The sequence below is a fragment of the Nocardioides aurantiacus genome, assembly GCF_003752505.1.
GTDB lineage: Bacteria > Actinomycetota > Actinomycetes > Propionibacteriales > Nocardioidaceae > Marmoricola > Marmoricola aurantiacus.
Window position 1 is genome coordinate 2,504,553 of record NZ_RKHO01000001.1, and the last position, 21,585, is coordinate 2,526,137.

A 21,585-nucleotide genomic window follows, 5' to 3' on the forward strand; every position below is an offset into this window, starting at 1 on the left:
GACCGGATGAGTCTAGCCGCGGGGGCTGCCGGTTCGGTTGGCCAACAGGCGGCGGTAGGCGACCTTTCTCACGGCCTCCGGCACCAGTCGGTAGCCACCGCGCACGGCGACGTTGCGGGCGAACTGCAGGCGGGTGGTCAGGCCCAGGGCGCGCAGCCGACGCTGCAGCGCGACCTCCGAGCGCAGCAGCGGCCAGCCGCCGCGCCGGGCGTAGGCGCCGGCCCCGACGCGGTAGTGCACCAGCGGGTCGGCCAGGTTGGCCGGCACCGCCCCGGCCGTGACCATCCGGGTGAACAGGAGGTAGTCCTCCATCAGCGCCATGTCGGTGTAGCCCCCGGCGGCCAGGACCGCGCTGCGCCGGTAGACGACCGTCGGGTGGTTGAAGGGGTCGCGGAAGCGGATGACGCGGCGGATCTCGTCGGGGTCCGTGGGCGGCGTACGTCGGCCGACGACGTCGGTCGGGTCGGAACCGAACTCCCACAGGCCCGACCCGACGATGTCGGCCCCCGCCTCGACCAGCGGCAGCTGGCGGGCGAAGCGGTCGGGCGTGCTGACGTCGTCGGCGTCCATGCGGGCCACGATCTCGTGCTCGCTGGCTTGCAGCCCGGCGTCCAGCGCCGGCCCCAGCCCGATGTTGTCGGAGATGTCGACGTGGGTGACCGGGACCGGGCTGGTCGCGCGCAGGTGGGCGATCTCCTCGGCCAGCTCCTCGGGCACCGGGCCGTCCTGGACGAGCACCACCTGGGCGGGCCGACGGGTCTGGTCGTGCACCGAGGAGGTGAAGGCCAGCCGGAGGTAGTCGGCCCGGTCGCCGCCGTAGGTGCTCAGCAGCAGGGCGAACGGCTGCCCGGGCTCCAGGACCTCGGTCGGGCCGACCCGCCCGGCGGCGGGGTCGGTGGTGTCGGCGGGCGCCTCCCACCCGGCCTCCTGCAGCACCGAGGCGGTGGGCCGGGGCGCCTCGCGGACGCCGGCCCGCAGGCCACGGGCCAGCCCGCGCAGCAGCGTCGGGCGGTCCTGTGACCGGGCGACGGTGCGGGTCCAGCGGCGCAGCGTCGAGGCGGCGTAGAGGGCCTTCTCGTGGGGGGCCAGGCCGGTGGAGCGGGAGAACAGCCACACCTTGTTGCGGACCTCGAAGAAGAAGCGCTCCCCCGGGTCGGCGTCGGTGGCCCCGAACACGCGGGTCTTGTGGACCACCAGGCTGGAGGGGACGTAGAGGCCGACGCCGCCGCGGACCAGGCGGGTGGAGTACTCGAAGTCGTCGTTCCACAAGAAGTAGTCGGCGATCGGGAGCCCCCGCTCGCGGACCGTGGTGGCGTCGCAGGCCAGCGAGACGAAGCTGGCCGAGCGCACCGGCACCGCACCGACCGCCGCCGCCGCGTCCCGGACCGCCCGGGGTGCCCCGGGCTGCCGGCGGGGGGTGTTCATGGGGTGGTCGCGGCCGTCGGTCCACACCACGAGGCTGGCCAGCACCGCCGGTCGCGGCGCCCCGGGGGCGTGGTCGCGGTGCACGCGGACCAGCTCGGCCAGCGCGGTCTCGGTCGGGACCGTGTCGTCGTCGAGCAGCCAGACCAGGTCGGGGTCGTGGGTGAGCGCCTGGGCGATGCCGGCGGCGAACCCACCGGCGCCCCCGGTGTTGCGGCTCAGCGAGACCACGTCGAGGTCGTCGCGCCCGACCAGGTCCTCGGCGGTGCCGTCGGTGGAGGCGTTGTCGACCACGACCACGGCCGTGGGCGCGTGGGTCTGGCCCAGCACCGCGGCGAGGGACTCGGCGAGCAGCCCCCGGCGGTTCCACGTCACCACCACGGCCACCACGGACGTCACGGTCGCGTCCCTCCCGGTGTCCCTCCGTGGACCCCCTGCGGGGTCGTCCGCGGCGCTCAGCACGCCGAGGAGAGGTCCTCGGCCTGGTTGGCACCGTAGCCCTCGCGCAGGTTGCCCAGGGAGCCGCCGGTGGTGCCGGTGTCCTTCGGGGCCGCGGGCGCGGGGGCCGGGGAGGTCGTCGTCCCGGCGTCGTCCCGGGACTTCTCCGGCGGGTCGACCGCCTTCTGGACGGCGGCGTGGATCTTGTCGATGTCGGGGTCGCCGGTGGAGATCATCGGCGGCACGAAGGAGACGGTGCGCACCGGCTGGCTGCGGGCCTGGAGCGCGAGCCTCATGAACCGGTCCACGTCGCCCTGCGGGATGTCGGTGGTGATCAGTGCCTCGCCGGCCTCGGCGATGCTCTCGAAGTTGGTGACCACGGTGCGCGGGCTGAGCTGGTGCAGCATCGCGTTCATCACGCACTTCTGGCGGGCCATCCGGGAGTAGTCGTCGGCCGCGACCCGCGACCGGGCGAACCACAGCGTCTCGAAGCCGGACAGCGTGCGCGTGCCGGGCTCGACGTAGCCGGTCACGGGGGCACCGATGCCGCCGATCGGGATCCGGTCCCGGACGGTCAGCTCGACCCCGCCGACGGCGTCGACGAGCTTCTCGAAGCCCTGCAGGTTGACCATCGCGTAGTAGTTGATGTCGAGCCCGGTGATGCCCTCGACACCCTCCTTGGTCGCCTCGACCCCCGGGTCGGCGTACCCCTCGAAGAGGGACTCGTGGTCGGCGGCCCAGGTGGCCAGCGAGTTGAGCTCGCACTCGGGGCCGCAGTCGTAGCCGTCGGGGAACTGCTCGTGCATCACCGAGCCCTCGGGGAACGGGAAGTTCAGCATGTTGCGGGGCAGCCCGAACAGCACGGTCTCGCCGGTCTCCGCGTCGATGCTGGCCACGGAGATCGAGTCCGGGCGCATCCCCCAGCGGTCGGCGCCGGAGTCGCCGCCGAGCAGCATCACGTTGTAGCGCCCGTCGTGGGCACCGATGGTGGTGCCGTCGGCGAACATCGTGCTCACCAGGTCGCGCTGCACGCCCACGACGTGGGAGGCGAACAGCAACGAGCCCGCGACGCCGAAGCACAGCACGCCGTTGATGCCGACCATCGCCAGCCGCTGCTTGCGGCGCAGCGAGAGCGGGTCGCCGAGCCGCCAGGCGTCGACGAGCAGCAGCGCCCAGCCCACGGCCAGCACCATCAGCACCACCCGCAGCGCCCCGAGGACGGGCGGGCTGCTGAGCAGCCAGAACACGAAGGAGTCGAACACCAGCCCGAGGCCGAACAGCAGCAGCGCGGTCGCCCACAGGCCGACCCACACGCGCAGCGCCACCCGACCGACCCGCTTGCTGCCGGCGACCAGCTGCGCCGATCCCGGCGCCACGAGGGTCATCAGCATCAGCACCAGCGCGCGGCGGAAGTGGTGCGGGCGGCGGCCGGGACCACCGCCACCGTTGCCGCGCGGGGTGGCGCGAGGTGGTTCGGTCAGGACTGACGCCATGGGGAAGGCCTCTCCGGTGTGGTCGCGGGCGAGGGTGGTCGGGGGATCGCGTTGGGGGCACCGCTCGCTGCTCGTGGAGGGTGCGGACCAGTATCACCAGCCGACCCGCCGGGGACCGGTCCGGCGCGCCGGTCGGGGCCGTCCTGCGCGGTAGCGTCGGCGCATGCCAGAAGGTGGAGGCGGGTCAGGACGGCGCCCGGACGACGACGACTCGCAGTACGGCTGGCTCTACGGCAGCTCCGACGACCGTCCCGGCGGCTCCGGTCGTCCCGGTGCCGGCGATCCCGAGCCCACCCGGATGATCCCCCGGCTGGACCGGCGTACGGGCCGACCGGTGCAGGAGGAGCGCACCACCGCGATCCCCCGCGAGCGCCCGGAGCCGCGCGAGCGTGCGGGTGGCGGCGAGCCGCCCCGCAGGATCGTGCAGCCCCCGCGCGAGACCGGCGGCGGCCGCCCCCGACGTCCGCGTCGGCGACGCCGCTGGGGTCGCATCGTGCTGCTGGTGCTCGTCGCCTGGCTGGTGTTCCTGCTCGTGGTGCCGATCTGGGCCGTGGGACGCATCGACAAGGTCGACATCGCCCCCGACGCCGAGCGTCCCGACCAGCAGCCCGGGCGCACCTACCTGCTGGTGGGCTCCGACAGCCGCAAGGGGCTGAGCGAGGCGGAGAACCGCCGGCTCGGCACCGGCGGGGTCGGCGACGTCGGGCAGCGCACCGACACGATCATGCTGCTGCACACCGGCGCGGGCCCCTCGATGCTGCTCTCCATCCCCCGGGACTCGCTCGTCAACGTGCCCGGGGCCGGGCGCACCAAGATCAACTCCGCCTTCGCCCGCGGTGGCCCGGAGCTGCTCGTGCAGACGATCGAGGAGAACACCGGGGTCCGGGTCGACGACTACGTGGAGATCGGCTTCGGCGGCTTCGTCAACGCGGTCGACGCCGTCGGCGGCATCACGGTCTGCCCGCGGGAGCGGATGGTGGACCCCAAGGCCAACCTGCGGATCCGCAAGGGCTGCCAGGAGGTCGACGGCGTCACGGCGCTGGGCTACTCCCGCTCGCGCTACGTCAGCCGGTACGGCGACCTCGACCGCGCTCGCCGCCAGCGCGAGGTGGTCAGCGCGATCGGCGCCGAGGTCAAGTCGCCGTGGACGTTCCTCAACCCGGTGCGCTACTTCCGCGTCAACCAGGCCGCGACCTCCTCGCTGCGCATCAGCGAGGGCACCGGCCCGGTCGCCCTGGCCCGCTTCGGGCTCGCGATGACCCGCGTCAACGGCACCGACGGCCTCACCTGCGGCATGCCGATCGCCGACCAAGAGGTCAACTGGGACCGCGAGCGCGCGCTGGCGCTGCTGGCCTACGTCAAGGAGGACCGCACCGGCGACATCCCGGAGGACCTGTGCACCCCGACCGGGTTGGCCGGGGTCGACTAGGGAACGCTGGGGTCATGAGTGGATTCGAGACCCTGTCCTGGTCGCTCGACGACGACGGGGTGGGCACCCTCACCCTCGACCGTCCCGACGCGCTGAACTCCTTCACGGTCACCATGGCCCGCGAGCTCGAGGAGTTCTTCCGCGTCACCGCGGCCGACGACGCCGTGCGCGCCGTCGTGGTCACCGGCGCCGGCCGCGCCTTCTGCGCCGGGATGGACCTGTCGGCCGAGGGCAACGTCTTCGGCCTCGACGAGACCGTGACGCCCACGCCGGCCGACCTGCGCGACCACCTCACCGAGGAGCCGTTCCAATCGGGCGTGCGCGACACCGGTGGCAAGGTGACGCTGGCGATCCACGAGCTCCCCAAGCCGGTCATCGCGGCGATCAACGGCCCCGCGGTCGGCATCGGCGCCACCATGACGCTGGCGATGGACATCCGGATGGCCTCGACGAAGGCCCGGATCGGCTTCGTCTTCGGCCGCCTCGGCATCGTGCCCGAGGCCGCCTCGTCCTGGTTCCTGCCGCGCATCGTGGGGCTGCAGCAGGCCCTGGAGTGGGTGTACGCCGCCGACGTGCTCACCGCCGAGCAGGCGCTCGAGGGCCGCCTGCTCCGCTCGGTCCACGAGCCCGACGACCTCCTCGGCGCCGCGCAGGAGCTGGCCCGCTCGTTCGTGGTCGGCCGCTCCCCCGTCGCGCTCGGTCTCGCCAAGCGGCTGCTCACCGCCGGCGCGGGCTTCGACCACCCGGTCGAGTCCCACCGCGCCGACAGCCTGGCGATGTGGCACGCCTCCACCGGCGACGGCAAGGAGGGCGTCGCCGCCTTCCTGGCAAAGCGCGCCCCGGAGTTCACCGGCCGCGCGAGCGAGCTGCCCGAGATCCTCTGACGACGGCCGGGGCCCGTGACGGGCCCGGCGACCCACCTCGACCAGCCGGACCCGGTCCCCGAGGGGTCGTCGAGCCCCCTTGACAGGCCCCCGGGGGCCGCCCCATCGGATTTCACCCCTTCGGGGTCGACTGTCCGGGATGCGGACGGGTATGGGGCCAGCATGTCCGTCGTACCCACGACGTCCTCCCCGGCCACCACCCCCCGGCCGGTGCGTACGACGTCCCCCAGCCCGCGAGCCGACGGGGCGACCACCGTCGTCGCCTCGGTGCCCGGTTCGCACGTCTACGTCCGGCACGTGGCGGACGAGCAGCCCGACGGCGTCGTACGGCTGGCCGACCCGGACCCCGACGACCCCACCCGCACCACGACGCAGCGGTGGTGGCCGCCCGTGATGCTGTCCCCGGAGTGGGTCGCGCAGGCCGACCTCGACGTCTTCCACGTGCAGTTCGGGTTCGACTCCTGGGAGCCGGCGCGGCTGGAGGCGGTGGCGGAGGCGGTGCACGCCCGCGGCGCCCGGCTGGTCCACACCGTCCACGACCTGCGCAACCCCCACCACACCGACCCCGCGCTCCACGACGCCCAGCTGCGGGTGCTGCTGGCCCACGCCGACGAGGTCGTGACGCTGACGCACGGCGCCGCCGCGGAGATCGAGCGCCGCTACGGCCGCCGCGCGACCGTGATCCCCCACCCGCACGTCGTCGAGCTCGACACCATGGCGTCGTACGCCGCCCGCCCGCGCCCGGCGGGCCCGTTCCGGATCGGGCTCCACGTCAAGAGCCTGCGCGCCAGCCTGGCCCCCGAGGTCGTGCTCCCCGTGCTCGTCGAGGCCGTGGCGGCGCTGCCCGACGCGGTGCTGCAGGTCAACGGCCACCGCGACGTGCTGGAGGGCGGCCACGAGCGCCACGACCCGGCGCTGGCCGCCGAGCTGCGACGGCTGGACGCCGCCGGCGCCATCGAGCTGCACGTGCACGACTACCTCACCGACGCCGAGCTCTGGGACTACCTCCACGGCCTCGACGCGTCGGTGCTGGCCTACCGCTTCGGCACCCACTCGGGCTGGCTCGAGGCCTGTCGCGACCTCGGCACCGCGGTGGTCGCCCCGACCTGCGGCTTCTACGCCGAGCAGGGGGCGGTGCACTCCTTCGACCTCGACGAGGACCGGTTCGACGCCGACTCGCTGGTGGCGGCCGTCCGGGCGGCCCACGCCGCGGGCCCGGTCGCCCCGGTCACGGTCGCGGACCGACGTCGGCAGCGCGCGGCCGTGGCCGCGGCGCACCGGGAGGTCTACGGGCACGCCGGGCACGCCTCATGACGCTGCGCATCTGCCTGATCGCCTCCTCGCGCTTCCCGGTGGCCGAGCCGTTCATGGGCGGCCTGGAGGCCCACACCCACTCGCTCGCCGCCGCGCTGAAGCGGCGCGGCCACGAGGTGCTGGTCTTCGCCGGGCCGGGCAGCGACCCCGCCCTGGAGGCGACCACGCTGCAGGTCGCGCCGTTCTCGAGCAGCGAGGCCGCGCGCTCCGACGTGGGCGGTCGACCCGAGCAGTGGATGGCCGAGCACCACGCCTACCTCGACCTGATGCTCTCGCTCGCGCGCGGCGACCACGGCCACGTCGACGTGGTGCACAACAACAGCCTCCACCACCTGCCGATCGCGATGAGCCGCACGCTGCCGGCACCGCTGCTCACCACGCTGCACACCCCGCCGATCGCATGGCTGGAGTCGGCGGCCGAGTTCGCCGCCAGCAACGCCCACTACGTCGCGGTCAGCGACCACCTGGCCCGCTCCTGGGACCACGTCGTCACGGCCGAGACCATCCCCAACGGCATCGACACCGCCGCGTGGCGGCCCGGACCCGGCGGCCCCCGCGCGGTGTGGTCCGGCCGGCTGGTGGCCGAGAAGGCCCCCCACGAGGCGATCGAGGCCGCGCGGCTGGCCGGGGTGCCGCTCGACCTGGTCGGACCGGCCCACGACCCGGCGTACTTCGCACGCGAGGTGGAGCCTCGGCTCGGCGCGGGAGTGCGCTACCTCGGGCACCTCGCCGGGGAGCCGCTGCGACGGCTGGTCGGCGAGGCCGGCGTCGCCGTGGTCACGCCCGCCTGGGACGAGCCGTTCGGGCTGGTGGCCGCCGAGGCGCTGGCGAGCGGGACGCCCGTCGCGGCGTACGCCCGGGGCGCGCTGCCCGAGATCGTCACGCCCGACTGCGGCCGGCTGGCCGTCGGCGGCGACACCGCCTCGCTGGCGCTGGCGATCCGCGAGGCCATGGTGCTCGACCGCGCGGCCGCGCGCCGGCGGGCCGTGGAGCACTTCGACGTCGAGGTCATGGTGGACCGCTACGAGGAGACCTACCGCTGGCTCTCCGGGGTGAGGGACGCGGCGTGATCGGCTACTACGTCCACCACCAGGGCAGCGGCCACCTGCACCGCGCGCTGGCCGTCGCCCGCGCCTGGGTGGCACAGGGCGGGGAGGTCACCGGGCTCTCGTCCGCCGAGCGGCCGCGCGACTGGCCGGGGCCCTGGGTGCGGCTGCCGCTGGAGGACGTCACCGACCCCGCGGTCGCCCTCGACCCGACGGCCGGTGGCTCGCTGCACTGGGCGCCCCGCGGCGACGCCGGGCTGCTGGCCCGGCAGGCGGCGGTCTCCGGGTGGCTGGCCCGGGCCCGGCCCCGGGCCTTCGTCGTCGACGTCTCGGCCGAGGTGGCCTGGCTGGTGCGGCTGCACGGCGTCCCCACGGTCACGGTGGTGCAGCCCGGCCACCGGGCCGACGACGCGCACGTCGCGGCGTACCGCTCCGCCTCCGCGCTCGTCGCCCCCTGGCCTGCCGACGCCGAGCGCGTGGTCGCCGGCGGCTTCACCCCCCGCCTGCCGGTCGACGTCCGCGACCGGGTGCGGCCGGTCGGCGCCATCTCCCGGCTCACCACCACCGGCCCCGACGCGGGCCCGGACGCGGGACCCGACGCGGGACCCGGGCGCCCGGCGCCCGAGCCCGGCCACGCCGTGGTGCTGCAGGGGCGCGGCGGTGGGCAGCTGACCGAGGAGACGGCCGCCGACCTGGGTCGCCGGCTGCCCCGCTGGCGCTGGACCGTGCTCGGGGGCGGTGGCACCTGGGTCCAGGACCCCGCCGACGTGATCGCCTCCGCGGGGCTCGTGGTCGCCCAGGCCGGTCTGGGCTCGCTCGCCGACGTCGCCGCGCTGCGGCGACCCGCGGTCGTGGTCCCCCTCCCCCGTCCGTACGACGAGCAGCACGCCACCGCCCGCGTGCTGGCCGCCGGCCGCTGGCCCGTCGTCGTGGCCGCCTCCGGCGTCGAGGCGCTGCGCGAGGAGACGCTCGACGCGGCGGCCGCCCTGGACGGCGAGGCCTGGCGGGGCTGGGTGGACCCCGAGGCCCCCGCCCGCGTCGCCGAGGTCGTCGCCGAGGTGGCGCTCCCGTGACCCCGCCCGCCCGCGCCACCGCCGGGGACGTCGCCGTGATCACCCTCGTGCGCGGCCGGCGCGAGCACCTCGCCCGGCAGCAGCGGTCGCTCTCGCGCGGCACCGTGCGGCCCGCGCAGTGGGTCGTGGTCGCGATGGACGACCCGGGCCTGGCCGACTTCGCCCCGCGCGACGGGGTCCGCCCCACCGTGGTGCACCTCGACGCCGACCCGCGCGGGCTGCCGCTCGCGGCGGCCCGCAACGCCGGCGCCGAGCGCGCCCTGGCGGCCGGGGCGCGGGTGCTGGTCTTCCTCGACGTCGACTGCCTGGCCGGGCCCCACCTGGTGTCGGCCTACGACGCCGCGGTGACCGACGACCCCGACGTGGTGTGGTCGGGGCCGGTGACCTACCTGCCCGAGGGCCTCGACGAGGAGCAGCTCGCGACGCCGTGGACGCTCGACTCGCCCCACCCCGCCCGGGCGATGCCGCCCCCCGGGCAGCGGCTGCTGGGCGCACCGCCCGAGCTGTTCTGGTCGCTGTCCTTCGCCCTCTCCGCCCGGGCCTGGACGGCCACCGGCGGCTTCTGCGAGGACTACGTCGGGTACGGCGGCGAGGACACCGACTTCGGGATGCTCGTCGTCGACCGCGGGCTCGAGCACGGCTGGCTCGGCGACGCCCGGGCCTACCACCAGCACCACCCGACGTCCTCGCCCCCGGTGCAGCACCTCGAGGCCGTGGTGCGCAACGGCGCGGTCTTCGCCGACCGCTGGGGCTGGTGGCCGATGTCGGGCTGGCTGGAGGCCTTCGAGGAGCGCGGCCTGGTCGAGCGCGAGGGCGACGGCTGGCGGCTGGCCCGGGACGACCGTCCCGACAGCCGCCCCGACAGCCGCGTGGACAGCCGCGCGACGTAGCCCCGTCCCGTGGGGCAGGGTGGCCCGATGACGCCGCCCCCCGCCGACCCGTCCGAGCAGGCCGACCCGTCCGGGGAGCCGGACCGGTCCGCCGAGGACGCCGCCGCCGACCTGGTCGGTCGTCCGGTCGAGGAGGCCGGTCCGCTCGGCGAGCGGCACGGATGGCGGGTGCGGGCCCACCGCCCCGACGACCTGCTCACGATGGACCACGTCGACGGCCGGCTCAACCTCGAGCACGACGACGACGGGGTCGTGCGGCGCACCTGGTTCGGCTGAGCGCCGGACTGTCGGACCGGACCCGTAGGCTCACCCGGTGAGCCGACGATGAGCAAGATGGACAACCTGCGCGCGATGCGCGAGGCGCGCTACGAGCAGAACGCCGCCCGCGCGGGCACCCGCCCGGCGGCCCGACGGGCCACCCCGCCCGTCGCACCCCCCGAGGCCGCGGCGCCCCGCGCCTCCCGGGCCGCCAAGGCCGCGTCCGCGGCCCAGCCGCCCGCCGAGGGAGCGGCCGAGGAGCTGTGCGGCCACCGCAACATGAGCGGCCGCACCTGCACCCGCGAGGCGGGGCACGCGGCCAAGAGCCACCGCTACTCCTGACCCCGGGCCCTTCCCTCCCCGGGCCGCCACCGCCCCGCGAGCGGCCGCGCCGCGCCCCTACGATGTCCCTCTCGTGACGTCGCAGCACCGAAGGACCACCGTGATCGCAGGCAGGTACTCGCTGGAGCGCGAGGTCGGCCGTGGCGGCTCCGGCGCGGTGTGGCTCGGCCGTGACGAGACCCTCGGCCGGCGCGTGGCGCTCAAGCGCATCGGGCTGCTGCCCGGCGCCGACTCCACCGACCTGGCCCGCGCCGAGCGGGAGGCACGGCTCAGCGCCCAGCTGCACCACCCCCACGTCGTGCTGGTCTACGACGTCGTGGTCGACGGCGACAGCGGCGCCCGCTGGCTGGTCATGGAGTACGTCGAGGGGCCGACCCTCGACGCCCTGGTCCGTGAGCGCGGGCGGCTCTCGCCCGACGAGGCCGCCCCGCTGCTGTGGCAGGTCGCGGACGCGCTGGTCGCCGCCCACGCGGCCGGCATCGCCCACCGCGACGTCAAGCCGTCCAACGTGCTGCTCGAGCACGGACGTGTCGCCAAGCTGGCGGACTTCGGGATCGCCCGTGTCGCCAGCGACCCGTCGCTGACCCAGACCGGCATGGTGACCGGTTCGCCGGCCTACCTCGCCCCGGAGATCGCCACCGGCACCGGCGGCGGCGCCGCGGCCGACGTCTGGTCGCTCGGCGCCACCGCGTGGCACGTGCTGGCGGGCCGCAAGCCCTACGACTCCGGCGACAACGTGCTCGGCACGCTCTACCGGATCGTCCACGAGGAGCCGCCACGCCTCGAGGAGGCGGGCTGGCTGGCGCCCGTCCTGGCCGGCACCATGGTCCGCGACCCGGGGCAGCGCTGGTCGATGGCGCAGGTGCGCGACTACCTCGCCGCGGGACGCGACGCCACGCCGGCCCCGCCCGCCACCGCTCCCCCGGCCACCGCGCCCCTCTCCCCGGCCGACGAGCCCACCCAGCGGATCAGCCCGGCCGTGGCAGCACCCGCACCGGTCGCCACGGGCCCCAGCGCCGACGACGGACGGGCCGGCGGACGGGCCGACCAACGGGCCGACGAACGGGCCGACGAACGGGACCCCCGGCGCCGCCGGGTGCTGCTGCTCGGCGTCGCCGCCCTGCTCGCCCTCGTCCTGCTCGCCGTGCTGCTGCTGCCGCTGCTCGGCGACGGCGGTGACGAGAAGCCGGCGGCCTCGGACCCCAGCGCCTCGTCCACGGCCTCGGCGAGCCCGTCGGCGTCCCCCTCGCCGTCCCCGTCCCCCTCGGAGTCGCCGGCCGGGCCCACGGCCGCCGGCATGGAGGACTTCATCCGCAGCTACGTCGCGACGGTCGCCGAGGACCCCGACGCCGCCTGGACGATGTTGACGCCGAAGTTCCAGCGCGAGAGCGGCGGCATCCAGCGCTACCGCGCCTTCTGGGACCGCGCCACGTCGGGGCGGGTGCTCAGCATCCGCGCCAACCCCGAGAACCTCAGCGTCAGCTACCAGGTGCGGTTCGAGAACTTCGACAACGGCCCCGGGCCCACCGTGCTCGACCTGGCCTTCGACGACGGCACCTACCGCATCGACGGCGAGCGCTCCGAGGGCTTCACCCCCGCCGGCTGAGCGGTCGGGCCGCGCTCGGACTGGGCCGGACGGGCTAGCGGCCCTGCCAGCGCGGCGCCCGCTTCTCGGCGAACGCGCGCGGGCCCTCCTGGGCGTCCTCGCTGAGGAGGACCGGCAGCGTGACCTCCTCCTGGCGCTGCCACTGCTCCTCGTTGCTCCAGCCGCGGGACGCGCGTGCGATGCGCCGCGACGCGGCGACCGCGAGCGGTCCGTTGGCGGCGATCCGGGCCGCCAGCTCCAGCGCCGCCTCGAGCGCCAGGCCGGTCGGGACCACCCGGTTGACCAGGCCGAGGTCGGCAGCGCGGCGGGCGTCGACGGGGTCGCCGGTGAGCAGCAGCTCCAGCGCGATCGGCAGCGGCAGCAGCTCGGGCAGCCGCAGCGCGGCACCGGCCGCGGCGACCAGGCCGCGCTTGACCTCGGGCACGCCGAACCGGGCGTCCTCGGCCGCGACCACCAGGTCGCAGGCCAGCGCGATCTCGAACCCGCCGGCCAGCGCCCAGCCCTCCACCGCCGCGATCAGCGGCTTCTCGGGCGCCCGCTGCGTCAGCCCGGCCAGGCCGCGCCCCTCCACCATCGGGGACTCGCCGGCGAGGAACGCCTTGAGGTCCATCCCGGAGCAGAACGTGCCACCCGCGCCGGTGAGCACGCCGACGCGCAGCTCCGCGGTGGCGTCGAGGTGGTCGAGCGCCTCGGCCACCCCGGCGGCGACCGCCGCATCGACGGCGTTGCGGGCCTCGGGCCGGTCGAGGGTGATGACCAGCGTCTGGTCACGGACCTCGGTGCGGACCGGAGCGGGGCGGCCGCCGACCGGGCTCACGTGAAGTGCGGCTTGGGCAGCGTGAACAGCGGCTCGGCGCCGAGCTCGGCACGCGCCAGGGAGGTCAGGTGCACCTCGTCGGGGCCGTCGAAGATGCGCATCGCGCGGTGCCAGCCGTACATCATCGCCAGCGGCGTCGCGTCGGAGATGCCGGCGCCGCCGTGCACCTGGATGGCGCGGTCGATGACGTCGTTGACCGCCCGCGGCACCGCGACCTTGGCGGCGGCGATGAGGTGGCGGGCGGCCTTGTTGCCCTGGCTGTCGATGACGTACGCCGCCCGGTGGCACAGCGCCCGCGCCTGCTCGAGCTGGATCCGCGACTCCGCGATCCGCTCGCGCACCGAGGACTGCTCGGCCAGCGGCCGGCCGAACGCGACCCGCTCCTGGGTGCGCTCGACCATCATCTGCAGCGCACGCTCGCCGGCGCCCAGCGCCCGCATCACGTGGTGGATGCGCCCCGGGCCGAGCCGGGCCTGGGCGGCGGCGAACCCGCCACCCTCCTCGCCGAGCAGGTTGGTCGCCGGCACCCGGACGTCGTGGAACTCCACGACGCAGTGGCCGTGCTGGTCCTGGCGGCCGAAGACCGGGTAGGACCGCTTGATCGAGACCCCGGGGGTGTCGGCGGCGACGATGATCATCGACTGCTGGCGGTGGGTGGCGGCCTCGGGGTCGGTCTTGCCCATGGTGATCAGCAGCGAGCAGCGGGGATCGGCCGCGCCGCTGCTCCACCACTTGGTGCCGTTGACGACGTAGTCGTCGCCGTCGCGCACGATCCGGGTCGCGATGTTGGTGGCGTCGGAGCTGGCCACGGCCGGCTCGGTCATCGCGAAGGCGGAGCGGATCTCGCCGCGCAGCAGCGGGTCGAGCCACTGGCGCTGCTGCTCCTCGGTGCCGATGAGGTGGAGCAGCTCCATGTTGCCGGTGTCGGGCGCCTGGCAGTTCATCGCCTCGGGCGCGAGCTCGTTGCTCCACCCGGACAGCTCGGCCATCGCGGCGTACTCCAGCTGGGTCAGTCCCGACTCCGAGGGCAGGAACAGGTTCCACAGCCCGCGCGACCGCGCCTTCTTCTTCAGCTCCTCGACGACCGGCGGCACGGTGTGGTCCTCGGGACCGACCTGCTCGCGGTAGGCGTCGTAGGCCGCCTCGGCCGGGAACACCTCGGTCTCCATGAAGTCCACGAGCTCGGCGTGCAGCGCCACTGCCTGCTCCGAGGGAGCGGGGTAGGCGTCGTACAGGGTGGACCCGAGGGAGCGGGGGCTCGTCGCAGCTGCCATGGCGCCCATCCAACCCCCTGCCCCCTGGGGTGCACCATGGGCCCATGACTCCTGCTCCCGTCACCGGACCCACCCTCGCCCTGACCGGCGTCACCGGCGCGCTCGGCGGCCGCGTCTCCGCACTGCTGGGCGAGCGCGGCGTCGCCGCCCGGCTGCTGGCCCGCGACCCCGCCCGCGTCGCCCCGGTCGAGGGCGGGATCCCGGTCCGGTTCACGGGGTACGCCGACCGCGACTCCTGCCTCGCCGCGCTGCACGGCATCGAGACGCTGCTGATGGTCTCGGGCTCCGAGAGCGCCGACCGGCTCGACCAGCACCGCGCCTTCGTCGACGCCGCCGCCGAGGCCGGCGTGCGCCACGTCGTCTACACCTCCTTCGTCGGAGCCTCCCCCACCTGCACCTTCACCCTGGGGCGGGACCACTTCGCCACCGAGGAGCACCTGCGGGCGTCGGGCATGACCACGACGTTCCTGCGTGACAACTTCTACCTCGACGTGCTGCCGCTCTTCGCCGGCGAGGAGGGTGTGCTGCGCGGCCCCGCGGGCGAGGGCCGGGTGGCGGCGGTCGCCCGCGAGGACGTCGCCCGGGTGGCGGCAGCGGTGCTGGCCGACCCCGACGCGCACGCCGGGGCGTCGTACGACCTGACCGGGCCGGAGGCGATCACCCTGGCCGAGGCCGCGGTCGTCATCGGCCGCGCCCAGGGCCGCGAGGTGCGCTTCGAGGACGAGACCGTGGCGGAGGCCTACGCCTCGCGCCGTGCCTGGGACGCGCCGCAGTGGCAGTACGACGCGTGGGTCAGCACCTACACCGCCATCGCGGCCGGTGAGCTCGAGCAGGTCACCGACCACGTGGAGCGGCTCACCGGACGCCCCCCGCTGGACCTCGCCGCCGTCCTCGCCGCCGCGGAGTGACCGACGGCTGACCGACGCCTGACCGGCAGCCGGCTCACGACCGGGCCCGCCGACCTCAGCCGGCGCAGCGTTTTGCGGCCTCGGTGGTGCAGTAGGTCGTGCCCAGGAACGGCGGGCTGACGACGCCCTTCTCGAGGGCGAACCTGCCCGTCATGCCGACTTTCGGCACCGCGCCGCTGATCATCTTCGGGTCGGTCACCTCCACCGCGGTCAGCGTGGCGGTCGCACCCCGCCGCGCCGCGGTGCCGGTGGCGTCGGCGAGCTGGTAGGTCAGGTCGATGACCGGGCCCTTCGGCCCGGCCAGCCGCTCGGTGACCAGCCCGGCCTCGCTCACCACGAGGCTGCGGCGCGGACCGCGGTAGGTGCCCACGAGGCCCTCGAAGGTGGGCTCGTCGCGGCTGACCTCGATGCGCTGCTCGACACCGGCCGCCTCCTGGGCGAGCCGGTCGAGCTCGGCGGCCAGGGTGCTGCGGAGCACGGGGGCGTCGAGGACCGGTGCCAGCAGCACGCCGGCGGCGGGCACCAGGGTGCCCAGGGCGTCCTCGCCGGCGCAGGACCCGACGAGGGCCGCGGCGTCCTTGCCGAACGCGCGGGTGCAGGCCCGCTCGGCCAGCAGGTCGGCGAAGAGCTTGCGCGCCGTCGGCGCCCCTTCGACGCCGAAGGCGCGCAGCCGGGCGGACAGGGTGGTCGAGAGCGAGCGCAGCGCCTGGACCGACCGGCCCCGGGCGTCGTCGCGGGCGGTGGCCAGCAGCGCGCTGCCCGGGTCCAGCTCGACGTCGTACGACGCGGAGCGGCCGGGCGCCAGCCAGGCGCCACTCCCGGCGTCGACCGCGGCAGACCAGGCGTCCCACGGGGTGCCCTCGGGGCTGGAGCCGGTGGTCTCGGGCGCCTCGGTGCCGGGCACGCTGACCCGGACCGGGACGCTGCGGGTGTTGGTCACCCGCAGGGTGCGACCCTCGCCGAGGTCACCGAAGCACCAGGCGAGCGTGCTGCGCTTCCAGGACCGGGCGCCGTAGCCGTCCTCGCGGGCCGCGTCGGCCCCCACGCAGGAGGTCGAGGTGGCCTCGGGGGCCGGCAGCGCGGGGACGCCGGCCAGGTCGTCACGGACCGCGGCGAGCACGGCACGACGGTCCATCGCCAGCACGCCGACCTCGCCGACCTCGGAGGCGATGAACTCCACGTGACGTCGTCCGGGGTCGAGGTCGCCCTCGAGGTAGCTCCACGGCTGCTCGGCCGTGCCGCGGCTGATCACGAAGACCGGGGTGCCGCGCGGCACGGCGTTGTCGAGCTGCACCCGCACCAGCGCCGGCGAGCCGAGCGGGCCGTCGTGGCGGACGGGGTAGACCTCGGAGACGGGGTAGAGCCCACCGCCGGGCTCGGGCGCGGACCGGGGCTCCCCGACCGAGAACGCCTCGGGGTCGGCGGCACCGACGATCTCGACGGGCTGCTCCTCGGCGACGGGCGTCGAGGACGGCGGGGCCGCAGGCAGCTCGGCCGCCTGCGGCTCCGCCTCCTTCGCCCCGCACCCGCCGAGCAGCAGGGCGGCCGTCGTGGCTCCCGCGAGGACGCGCCAGGTGGTCGCGCGTCGCCGGTGTGCACCCATGTCCGTCTCCACCGTCGGGCGACGGCGCCTTTCCGGACCACCGTACGAGAATCGGCGCCCGAATTGGGTGGTTTTCGGATTACCCGTGGAGCTGGTGGTGCTCCTGGGACGACCCGGCCCCCACCTGGATCTTGCGCGGCTTGGCCCGCTCCGCGACCGGGACCACCAGCCGGAGCACCCCGTCGGCGTAGTCGGCCTGGATCCGGTCGAGGTCGAGGTTGTCCCCCAGCACGAGCTGGCGGCTGAACATGCCGCGGCTGCGCTCGGAGGTCAGCATCTCCCAGTCGCCGTTGCGCGGCAGCCGCTCGGCCCGGACGGTCAGCACGTTGCGCTCGACGTCGAGGTCGATGGTCTCGCGGGAGACGCCCGGCAGGTCGAACTCGATCACGAACCGGTCACCCTCGCGCCAGGCGTCCATCGGCATCGCCGCGGGTCGGGTCGCCGTGCCCATCATCTGCTGGGCGAGGCGGTCGAGGTCACGGAACGGGTCGGTGGTGCGCAGCAACATTTCTTCCTCCTCGGAGTCGTCAGGCCGTCTCGACAACCTGTACTGTCTGATACAGGTTTTATAGATCGTCCGACAGCGGGTTTCAAGCCCGTCGACGGACTTTCCCCAGGAGGCCCCGTGACCCGTCCCGCCGCACGGCACCGCGGCGTCTACGCGATCTCCGTGGCGGCGGAGATGGTCGCGATGCAGGTGCAGAACCTCCGCGTCTACGAGCGCCGCGGCCTGCTGCGGCCCGAGCGCACCGACGGTGGGACGCGCCTCTACAGCGCCGCGGACATCGACACGCTGCACCGCATCCGCGACCTCCTGGCCGAGGGCCTCAACCTGGTCGGCATCGCCCGTGTGCTCGACCTCGAGGCCGAGAACGCGCGGCTGCGCGCCCGCCTGCTCGCCCGACGGCAGGACCGGTAGCGCGACGGCCGTGCCGCCGAGGGTTGCCGCCGCGCGTGGCGTCGGTCACAGTGGCGGCCCGTCGTACCCCCGCAGGAGGACATGTGTTCCCGGGCACCCACGCCGCCGCCACCCCCGACAAGGTCGCGCTGGTGATGGCCGACACCGGCGAGACCCTGACCTACGGCGAGCTCGAGGACCGCTCGGTCCGGCTCGCGCACGTGCTGCGCGACGGGGAGGGCACGGCCGGGTTCGCCGGGATGGCCGTCGGCGACGACGTGGCGCTGCTCTCGGACAACTCGCTGCGCTACCACGAGGTCTACTGGGCGGCGCTGCGCAGCGGGCTCTACGTCACCGCCCTCAACCACCACCTGTCCACGGAGGAGCTCGTCTACGTCCTGCGCGACTGCGGCGCCCGGGTCCTCGTGGCCGGCGCCGGTCAGCGCGAGCGGGCGATCGCGCTCGCGGAGGCGGCGCCGGGCCTGGAGCTGCGGCTGGCCTTCGACGGCGAGGTCGAGGGCTTCGAGGACTACGAGACGACCCTGGCCGCCGCCTCCCCCGTGCCGTACGACGACCAGCCGGCCGGCGCCGACATGCTCTACTCCTCCGGCACCACCGGTCACCCCAAGGCGATCCGGCCGAGCCTGCCCGACCGGCAGGTCGACGAGCCCGGCGACCTGCTGCTGGCGGTGTTCGCGAAGCTGTACGGCTTCGACGGCGACACCGTCTACCTCTCCCCCGCACCGCTCTACCACGCCGCTCCCCTGCGGTTCGTCGGCATGATCACCGCCACCGGCGGCACCGTGGTGGTGATGTCGCGCTTCGACGCCGAGCGGGCGCTGGCGCTGGTGCAGGAGCACCGGGTGACGCACAGCCAGTGGGTGCCGACGATGTTCGTGCGCATGCTCAAGCTGCCCGAGGAGGTGCGGGCGTCGTACGACGTGTCCTCGATGCGCGTCGCGATCCACGCCGCCGCGCCGTGCCCGGTCGAGGTCAAGCAGCGGATGATGGACTGGTGGGGCCCGGTCCTGCACGAGTACTACGCCGCCACCGAGGCCGCGGGCGTCACCCTCGTCGGGCCGCAGGACTGGCTCGAGCGTCCCGGCACCGTCGGCAGGGCCGGTCTGGGCGTGGTGCACGTGTGCGACGAGTCCACGCCCGACCAGGACGAGGTGCCGACCGGCGAGGTGGGGCTGATCTACTTCGAGCGCGAGCAGATGCCGTTCGTCTACCACCACGACCCCGACGCCACCCGCGCCGCGCAGCACCCGCGGCACGACACCTGGGCCACCACCGGCGACATCGGCCGGCTCGACGAGGACGGCTTCGTCTACCTCACCGACCGCAAGGCATTCATGATCATCTCGGGCGGCGCGAACATCTATCCCCAGGAGGTCGAGGACGTCCTCACCCTCCACCCCGCCGTCCATGACGTGGCGGTGATCGGCGTCCCCGACGACGACATGGGCGAGGTCGTGAAGGCGGTCGTCCAGCCCGCCGAGGGCGTCACGCCCGGACCCGAGCTCGCCGAGGAGCTGATCGGCTACGTCCGGGAGCGCATCGCCCACCTCAAGGCCCCCCGCACCGTCGACTTCGTCGACTCCCTCCCCCGCACCCCCACCGGCAAGTTGGTGAAGCGGAGGGTGCGGGAGCAGTACGTGTGAGGGGGGCAGTTTCACCGGCCAGCCGGTGAAACTGCCCGCCAGAAGCCACATACCGGTCACGCGCGGGCAGTTTCCACCCGTTCGACATCCGCTTTGTCCGATCAACCTCAGGAGCCCGTATGACGCAGCCCGAGCCCACCCCGATCGACCTGCCCAGCGCGGGCGGCGTGACCGTGCAGGCCTACCGCTGGGACCCCGACGGGGAGCCGACGGCGGTGGTGCGGCTGACCCACGGCATGGGTGAGCACGTACGCCGCTACGACCACCTGGCCGCGCAGCTCACCGCCCGCGGCTGGGTCGTCTACGGCCAGGACCACCGCGGCCACGGGGCGACCGTACGGCGGGCCGGGACCGAGCCGGGCGTGATCGGCGCCGACGGGTGGACCGAGCTGGTGCGCGACGTCGGGCGGCTGGGCGACCTGGCCCGCGAGGCGCACCCGGGGCTGCCGCACGTGCTGCTCGGGCACTCGATGGGGTCCTTCGCCACGCAGCAGCACCTGCTCGACCACGGCGACGACCCCGACGCCGTCGTGCTCACCGGCACCGCCGTCATCGACCTGCTGGAGCCGGCGCTCGACCTCGACGCGCCGCTCGACCTGTCGATGTTCAACGCGCCGTTCGCGCCGGCGCGCACCGACTACGACTGGCTCAGCCGTGACGAGGGTCAGGTGGACGCCTACGTCGCCGACCCGCTGTGCGGCTTCGGGCTCGACGGCGAGGGCGGCAAGCAGATGTTCGTGGCCGCCCGCCGGATGTCCGACCCCGACGCCGTGGCCGCGGTCCCGGACACCCTGCCCGTGCTGGTCGCCGTCGGCACCCACGACCCGGTCGGCGGCGACCTGGCGCTGGTCAACGCCCTGGTGTCCCGCTACACCGCTGCCGGGCTGGGTGACGTCACCCTGCTCACCTACCCCGAGGCCCGCCACGAGGTGTTCAACGAGACCAACCGCGACGAGGTCGAGGCCGACGTCGTCGGCTGGATCGCCGATCGGCTGGAGGGCCTCAGCCGCTGACCCGCGCCATCCGGGTGACGGCCTCGGTCAGCACCTCCGTGCTGGTCGCGAGGGTCAGCCGGACGTGGTCGAGGCCGCCGACGCCGAACGCGGTGCCGGCGGCCAGCCCGACCCGGGAGCGCTCGAGGAACGCCCTCGCCGGGCCCGCGTCGGCGTTCATCACCCCCCGCGGCGCCGGCGTGTCGGCGTACACCCCCGTCAGGCCCAGTCCGGAGCAGTCGAGCCAGGCCAGGAAGGTCGCCCGCGGCGGCGTCCAGCCGACCTGCGGGAGGTGCTCGGCGAGCAACGTGCCCAGCAGGTCGCGCCGGGCCCGCAGCGCCACCAGGACGTCGTCGAGCCAGGGTCCGCCGTGCTGGAGGGCGGCGGTGTGCCCGAGGACGCCGAGGTGGCTCGGCCGCTGGGTGGCGACCTCGGGCAGCCGGGCCAGGGCGTCCGCCGCGTCGGGCCCGGCCACCAGCACCGCGGCCTTGAGGCCCGCGAGGTTCCACGCCTTCGACGCCGAGGTCACCGCGAGCCCGGCCGGGTCGACCGAGAGCCACGGCACGAAGCCCGGGCCGTCGAGCACCAGCGGGGCGTGGATCTCGTCGGCCACGACCCGCACGCCCGAGGTCCGCGCCAGGTCGGCCAGCGCGGTCAGCTCCGCGGCCGTGTGCACGACGCCGGTCGGGTTGTGCGGCGAGCAGAGCAGGTACGCCGCACCCCGGCCCCCGGCGGTGGCCCGCGCGAACGCCTCGGCCAGCGCGTCGAGGTCGAGCCGGCCGTCGGCGCCCAGCGGCGCCTCGAGCACCTCGCGCCCGACGTCCTCGAGGTAGCCGAAGAACGGTGGGTAGACCGGCGGGCTCACCACCACGGTCGACCCCGGCACCGTCACCAGCCGCACCGCCTCGGCCACCCCGGTCATCACGTCGGCGACCAGCGCGGTGCGGGCGGGGTCGAGCCCCGACCAGCCCCAGCGCCGCTCGGCGAACGCGGCCAGCGCCTCGGCGTACGGCGTGGCGCCGGGGTAGCCGGTGTCACCGTCGCGCACCGCCCGCTCCAGCACCTCGCGGACGGGGTCGGCGAGCCGCACGTCCATCTCCGCGACCCACAGCGGCAGCACGTCGGCGTCGAACCGGTGCCACTTGATGCTCTGGCGGGTGCGCAGCTGCTCCAGGGTCAGCGCGTCGAACGGGTCCACGGGTCCTCCTCCGCACGGGGGTGATGACGCTAGCGC

Annotated in this window: 20 protein-coding genes; 13 read left to right on the forward strand and 7 right to left on the reverse strand. The window is 75.1% G+C overall.

The window, feature by feature from the left end; genetic code table 11:
- Positions 1–12 precede the first annotated feature (12 nt).
- A complete protein-coding gene (locus tag EDD33_RS20555; protein ID WP_246003489.1) occupies positions 13–1,821 on the reverse strand; it encodes a glycosyltransferase in 1,809 nt (602 codons plus the stop codon).
- Between the two features lie 56 nt (positions 1,822–1,877).
- Positions 1,878–3,353: an LCP family protein gene (locus EDD33_RS11995; protein ID WP_123391113.1), complete on the reverse strand. Its 1,476-nt coding sequence runs from the start codon at positions 3,351–3,353 to the stop codon at positions 1,878–1,880.
- Positions 3,354–3,516: 163 nt separating this feature from the next.
- Here EDD33_RS11995 and EDD33_RS12000 point away from each other — a divergent pair, with 163 nt between their 5' ends.
- The 9 genes from EDD33_RS12000 to EDD33_RS12040 all read left to right on the forward strand — a co-directional run bounded on the left by EDD33_RS12000 (position 3,517) and on the right by EDD33_RS12040 (position 12,195).
- Positions 3,517–4,782, forward strand: coding sequence for an LCP family protein (locus EDD33_RS12000; RefSeq protein ID WP_246003490.1), 1,266 nt, complete (start codon positions 3,517–3,519; stop codon positions 4,780–4,782).
- 14 nt (positions 4,783–4,796) lie between these two features.
- On the forward strand, positions 4,797–5,666 hold the full coding sequence (locus tag EDD33_RS12005; protein WP_123391115.1) for a crotonase/enoyl-CoA hydratase family protein: 870 nt from the start codon (positions 4,797–4,799) through the stop codon (positions 5,664–5,666).
- Positions 5,667–5,828: 162 nt separating this feature from the next.
- On the forward strand, positions 5,829–6,980 hold the full coding sequence (locus EDD33_RS12010; protein ID WP_123391117.1) for a glycosyltransferase: 1,152 nt from the start codon (positions 5,829–5,831) through the stop codon (positions 6,978–6,980).
- Positions 6,977–8,050 carry a glycosyltransferase gene (locus EDD33_RS12015; protein ID WP_123391119.1) on the forward strand — a complete coding sequence of 358 codons (1,074 nt, stop codon included), beginning with the start codon at positions 6,977–6,979 and terminating at the stop codon, positions 8,048–8,050. The genes EDD33_RS12010 and EDD33_RS12015 overlap by 4 nt, the downstream gene beginning before the upstream one ends.
- Positions 8,047–9,099 carry a glycosyltransferase gene (locus EDD33_RS12020; RefSeq protein WP_123391121.1) on the forward strand — a complete coding sequence of 351 codons (1,053 nt, stop codon included), beginning with the start codon at positions 8,047–8,049 and terminating at the stop codon, positions 9,097–9,099. The genes EDD33_RS12015 and EDD33_RS12020 overlap by 4 nt, the downstream gene beginning before the upstream one ends.
- Positions 9,096–9,989, forward strand: a complete 894-nt coding sequence (locus EDD33_RS12025) for a glycosyltransferase family 2 protein (RefSeq protein WP_211332526.1) — start codon at positions 9,096–9,098, stop codon at positions 9,987–9,989. The genes EDD33_RS12020 and EDD33_RS12025 overlap by 4 nt, the downstream gene beginning before the upstream one ends.
- 27 nt (positions 9,990–10,016) lie before the next feature.
- Positions 10,017–10,265: a hypothetical protein gene (locus EDD33_RS12030; protein WP_123391123.1), complete on the forward strand. Its 249-nt coding sequence runs from the start codon at positions 10,017–10,019 to the stop codon at positions 10,263–10,265.
- Between the two features lie 48 nt (positions 10,266–10,313).
- A complete protein-coding gene (locus EDD33_RS12035) occupies positions 10,314–10,589 on the forward strand; it encodes a hypothetical protein (RefSeq protein WP_148077068.1) in 276 nt (91 codons plus the stop codon).
- 100 nt (positions 10,590–10,689) lie between these two features.
- Positions 10,690–12,195, forward strand: coding sequence for a serine/threonine-protein kinase (locus EDD33_RS12040; RefSeq protein WP_170169798.1), 1,506 nt, complete (start codon positions 10,690–10,692; stop codon positions 12,193–12,195).
- Positions 12,196–12,229: 34 nt separating this feature from the next.
- On the opposite strand, the gene EDD33_RS20340 is transcribed toward EDD33_RS12040, so the two are convergent.
- Both EDD33_RS20340 and EDD33_RS20345 read right to left on the reverse strand, forming a co-directional pair.
- Complete coding sequence (locus EDD33_RS20340) at positions 12,230–13,012, reverse strand: crotonase/enoyl-CoA hydratase family protein (RefSeq protein WP_211332527.1); 783 nt, start codon at positions 13,010–13,012, stop codon at positions 12,230–12,232.
- Positions 13,009–14,286, reverse strand: coding sequence for an acyl-CoA dehydrogenase family protein (locus tag EDD33_RS20345; RefSeq protein WP_211332528.1), 1,278 nt, complete (start codon positions 14,284–14,286; stop codon positions 13,009–13,011). The genes EDD33_RS20340 and EDD33_RS20345 overlap by 4 nt, the downstream gene beginning before the upstream one ends.
- 44 nt (positions 14,287–14,330) lie before the next feature.
- Between EDD33_RS20345 and EDD33_RS12050 the strand changes: the two genes are divergently transcribed.
- Entirely contained in the window at positions 14,331–15,194 is an 864-nt protein-coding gene (locus tag EDD33_RS12050) for an SDR family oxidoreductase (RefSeq protein WP_123391129.1), read from the forward strand.
- Positions 15,195–15,249: 55 nt separating this feature from the next.
- Here EDD33_RS12050 and EDD33_RS12055 read toward each other — a convergent pair whose 3' ends face one another.
- Positions 15,250–16,797, reverse strand: a complete 1,548-nt coding sequence (locus EDD33_RS12055) for a hypothetical protein (protein WP_123391131.1) — start codon at positions 16,795–16,797, stop codon at positions 15,250–15,252.
- Between the two features lie 79 nt (positions 16,798–16,876).
- A complete protein-coding gene (locus tag EDD33_RS12060) occupies positions 16,877–17,305 on the reverse strand; it encodes an Hsp20/alpha crystallin family protein (RefSeq protein WP_123391133.1) in 429 nt (142 codons plus the stop codon).
- A 117-nt stretch (positions 17,306–17,422) separates the two neighbouring features.
- On the opposite strand from EDD33_RS12060, the gene EDD33_RS12065 reads away from it, so the two are divergent.
- The 3 genes from EDD33_RS12065 (at position 17,423) to EDD33_RS12075 (ending at position 20,372) form a co-directional block, all read left to right on the forward strand.
- Positions 17,423–17,716 carry a MerR family transcriptional regulator gene (locus tag EDD33_RS12065; protein ID WP_123391135.1) on the forward strand — a complete coding sequence of 98 codons (294 nt, stop codon included), beginning with the start codon at positions 17,423–17,425 and terminating at the stop codon, positions 17,714–17,716.
- 83 nt (positions 17,717–17,799) lie between these two features.
- Positions 17,800–19,359, forward strand: coding sequence for an acyl-CoA synthetase (locus EDD33_RS12070; protein ID WP_123391137.1), 1,560 nt, complete (start codon positions 17,800–17,802; stop codon positions 19,357–19,359).
- A gap of 119 nt (positions 19,360–19,478) precedes the next feature.
- Positions 19,479–20,372 carry an alpha/beta fold hydrolase gene (locus tag EDD33_RS12075; RefSeq protein ID WP_123391139.1) on the forward strand — a complete coding sequence of 298 codons (894 nt, stop codon included), beginning with the start codon at positions 19,479–19,481 and terminating at the stop codon, positions 20,370–20,372.
- Here EDD33_RS12075 and EDD33_RS12080 read toward each other — a convergent pair.
- Complete coding sequence (locus tag EDD33_RS12080; RefSeq protein ID WP_246003491.1) at positions 20,362–21,549, reverse strand: MalY/PatB family protein; 1,188 nt, start codon at positions 21,547–21,549, stop codon at positions 20,362–20,364. The genes EDD33_RS12075 and EDD33_RS12080 overlap by 11 nt on opposite strands.
- Positions 21,550–21,585: the final 36 nt, after the last annotated feature.

Coding starts and splice junctions, on each gene's coding strand:
- EDD33_RS12035 (WP_148077068.1), top strand. CDS start 10,314: ATGAGCAAGATGGACAACCTGCGCGCGATGCGCGAGGCGCGCTACGAG.
- EDD33_RS11995 (WP_123391113.1), bottom strand. CDS start 3,353: ATGGCGTCAGTCCTGACCGAACCACCTCGCGCCACCCCGCGCGGCAAC.
- EDD33_RS20345 (WP_211332528.1), bottom strand. CDS start 14,286: ATGGCAGCTGCGACGAGCCCCCGCTCCCTCGGGTCCACCCTGTACGAC.
- EDD33_RS12005 (WP_123391115.1), top strand. CDS start 4,797: ATGAGTGGATTCGAGACCCTGTCCTGGTCGCTCGACGACGACGGGGTG.
- EDD33_RS12015 (WP_123391119.1), top strand. CDS start 6,977: ATGACGCTGCGCATCTGCCTGATCGCCTCCTCGCGCTTCCCGGTGGCC.
- EDD33_RS12055 (WP_123391131.1), bottom strand. CDS start 16,797: ATGGGTGCACACCGGCGACGCGCGACCACCTGGCGCGTCCTCGCGGGA.
- EDD33_RS12000 (WP_246003490.1), top strand. CDS start 3,517: ATGCCAGAAGGTGGAGGCGGGTCAGGACGGCGCCCGGACGACGACGAC.
- EDD33_RS12060 (WP_123391133.1), bottom strand. CDS start 17,305: ATGTTGCTGCGCACCACCGACCCGTTCCGTGACCTCGACCGCCTCGCC.
- EDD33_RS12075 (WP_123391139.1), top strand. CDS start 19,479: ATGACGCAGCCCGAGCCCACCCCGATCGACCTGCCCAGCGCGGGCGGC.
- EDD33_RS12010 (WP_123391117.1), top strand. CDS start 5,829: ATGTCCGTCGTACCCACGACGTCCTCCCCGGCCACCACCCCCCGGCCG.
- EDD33_RS12050 (WP_123391129.1), top strand. CDS start 14,331: ATGACTCCTGCTCCCGTCACCGGACCCACCCTCGCCCTGACCGGCGTC.
- EDD33_RS12030 (WP_123391123.1), top strand. CDS start 10,017: ATGACGCCGCCCCCCGCCGACCCGTCCGAGCAGGCCGACCCGTCCGGG.